The sequence below is a fragment of the Moorena sp. genome, assembly GCF_982860115.1.
In genome coordinates this window covers 1-3,148 of sequence record NZ_CEYLVT010000410.1, presented here as the reverse complement: position 1 = coordinate 3,148, position 3,148 = coordinate 1, and the positions used below count along the sequence as shown (strand labels likewise).

At 41.9% G+C, this 3,148-nt stretch carries 2 protein-coding genes; both read left to right on the top strand.

Translation table 11 applies throughout. The features are described from left to right. Nucleotides 1-269 precede the first annotated feature (269 nt). Nucleotides 270-581, top strand: coding sequence for a hypothetical protein (locus AC4II3_RS32160; protein WP_488008596.1), 312 nt, complete (start codon nucleotides 270-272; stop codon nucleotides 579-581). A gap of 935 nt (nucleotides 582-1,516) precedes the next feature. Further along, nucleotides 1,517-2,608: a DUF1822 family protein gene (locus AC4II3_RS32155; protein WP_488008598.1), complete on the top strand. Its 1,092-nt coding sequence runs from the start codon at nucleotides 1,517-1,519 to the stop codon at nucleotides 2,606-2,608. Nucleotides 2,609-3,148: the final 540 nt, after the last annotated feature.

Below are 3,148 nucleotides of genomic sequence, written 5' to 3'. Positions count from 1 at the left end.
GTCGATTTATTCACAGAAAGGATGGTTATGCTTATACAAACTAGATTCTGTCCTCATGAACCTCTCACCGTTAACCCTGCGGGTATAACGGGAGTCTCCAAGGAGGTAGAAAGATGAAAGAGCAAATTAGGCAGCTGGTATGCCAAGTGCAAAGGTATCCACGGGATACTAAAGAGCGGCAGCAAGCTTTAGGAACACTGGTTAAGCAAATTTTGCGATGCTCCTAGGTCGCCGTTTCGCTCCGGAAGCTTCGCTTCCGCTAAGAGCGATTGACCGTAGGTCACGCTTCGCGATCGCGTAAAATTTGCCGCCCATCCAAAGGTCAACCTCTATCTGGTATTTATCGAGATATTTTGGAGGCAGTGCAGAAACAGGTAACCCAGGATCTAGAGGGGAATATTGATAGGTATAGCCCACAATTTATTTCTGACAGAGAGTGGACATCTTGGCGAGATATGGCCTTTAAAAAGGTAATAGATAACTATCGCCTTGAACAAATCCCCCTAGAAGCGCAAGGACAAAAAACTCTTACTAAAGTAAGGCAATACATTGAGGAAGACCCTGATCGGCTATTCCAATAGCATATCAGAAACCATCCTGAAGCAACATTTCAAACTATTGCTTTAGCCTATATTGACGGTAAAAAATGGCAAGAAATATCTAAATTATTCGGAATTAGTGTTCCTACACTAAGTCATTCATACCAACGTTGTCTTAAGGAAGTAGCTCCTAATATCAAAAAGTCTATACAGGACGAGTTGGCCTAAAACCATTAGACTATCAAGAGAATTAACCCAACTTATACTTTATACTAGTTTCAAAGATACTAGGGTCTTTGGGAAGATGTGATTGATTTAACTTCGACATTCAGCTAAATGGGCTAAGGGTGCTTAATACCCTTTTAGCTCACGGGGTGACAAGCTAATTGAAAATCTTACAGGGGTTAGGTTTTAGGGGTTAGGTGTTAGGTAACATCGTCATGGCGTAGTGGTTGATTAAAACTATCTATGCAGTTGGATTGGTGAAAATTGCTTCAACTGCTCGGAATTACAACAACACGAGTCGCGCTCATTAAACCCAACACCTAAAACCATTAACCTAACACCTGCCTAGGTTTGAGCTTTGTTGTCACCCCTTGAGCCCTTTTAGGGATGTTAAAAATCAAAAGTATAGCGCTGCATCCAGGTAAGATGTAAGAGGTAACAGGGAACAGCCGAACAGGGAATTAAAAAGTTTTTAACATAGCGCTGCATCGTTTTTTAAATTATTTTTAAATCAATTTAATTTTTACCTATCAACGAAAAAAACCATAGGGATTTATGTTAGAGTATTGGTAGGCTGATTTTAGGGAATTGGTATAAAACCAGAGCATCCCAAAGTTACATTTATTAATCATAACTAAAAACTCAAGACTATTTTGATTATAAGTATTGTTTACCTAGAAATTAGGATTACTAGGTAGATAATGCTCCTAGTTTAGGGAATACTATGATCGGACTCAGCACAGGATGTAATCATGACGTCTACCATTAAGTCGTACAGTGAACCATTAACCTTTAAAGTTCCGCTAGCGTTAGCAGCACATCGCAGAGCCAAGAAATTTCAACAGCACCAAGCTAATCTAACTAAAGCGAAACAGGTTTATTTCAATACTCTGGCAGTGTATGCAGTTAACTTTTACTTGCGGTGTATGGGATTTGAGACAAACTTAGAGGAAAGCGACAGTTGGAATCCAGTGATGCAAACCCTGATGGATGTTGCGGATCTGACTGTGAAAAATCATGGTAAGTTGGAGTGTAGACTTGTTTTACCTAAGGCTAAGTGTGTCAAAGTTCCAGCAGCAGTCTGGCAGGAACGAATTGGTTATGTGGCGGTGGAGCTTGATCAAGCATTGGAGGAGGCAACTCTGGTAGGATTTGCTGATACAGTGCTAACAGAAGAATTACCGCTCAAGCAATTGCGAACCCTGAAAGAGTTACCGCCACACATTAGAGAGTATCGGCAATCTCCCCTATCCCAGGCAGGGGCAAAGCAGTGGAGCCATAGTCATGGTCTCAAACCCAAGGTCTTGTGTACCGATGCTTCACCGTCCAACACTATGGAAACAGACCCTACCCAACCACAGCAACCACAAAGCCAGACTCCAGTAGTGCGATTAAGGCAGTGGTTAGAGAATAGTTTTGAGGCAGATTGGAAGACAGTGGAAACTATCTTACCGCCAGTACCGGAGCCAATGCTTGATTTCAGAAGTTTCCCCTTTGATCAACCTAGTAAAGGATTGCATACTACCGTGGGAGTAAAACGAGGTAAGCTACTCGGTTCGGAAATTGCCTGGGCTGCGGAGAAAGTGGCTTTATTTGTGGAGCTACATCCAACAGATTCACCCAAAATGAATATATTCATTGAACTTTCTCCTGCTGGTGCTGCAGACCGTCTTCCCAAGAATCTACAGATTATGGTGCTGGATCACGAGGGAATTGCGGTGATTCAAACCCAAGCTAGACAGACGGAAAATATTAAGTTGCAAGTAAGTGGTGAACCGGGAGAACGTTTTAGCATTAAGTTAGTTTTGAATGATGTTAGTATTACGGAAAATTTCTTAATCTGACGGGGGGATTGTGCTACCAATATGCTTCTTAAACAAGCGCCTTGTTTTAATCATATTATTAATTAGATATATAGCATTTATCAAATAGGTGAGGTACATTTTGGGGAGTAGGGAGTAGGGACTGATCTATGGGAAAATTGAATGTACCTCATTAATATGATAACCACTACACCCGTATTATAAGTGTTGTGAAATAGTTGATCCCAAATCCGGGATAACCCTTTTTTAATTTAGCCCACGCAGGTAGATTTGGCTCCTAGAGTCGCGACGTCTAGTCGTCTGGAATAAACGCTTATAACAGGGGATTTGGTATGATTATAAAACAGCCCGAGTAACCAGGGCTGGTTTTTTAGTTACAAACTGACTCAGGGAAAGCATCGTCTAGAAATCCATCCCTATTGCCTAAAATTTCTTAAGAAGTAACGGGTAATGGGGAAGATTGTTATCGATTACGTAAGCATATGCGCTACGCGCACGCTACGCGAACAGCAGTCAGCCGTTGGCCTTTGGCCACGCTACGCGAACAGCCGTCAGCCTTGG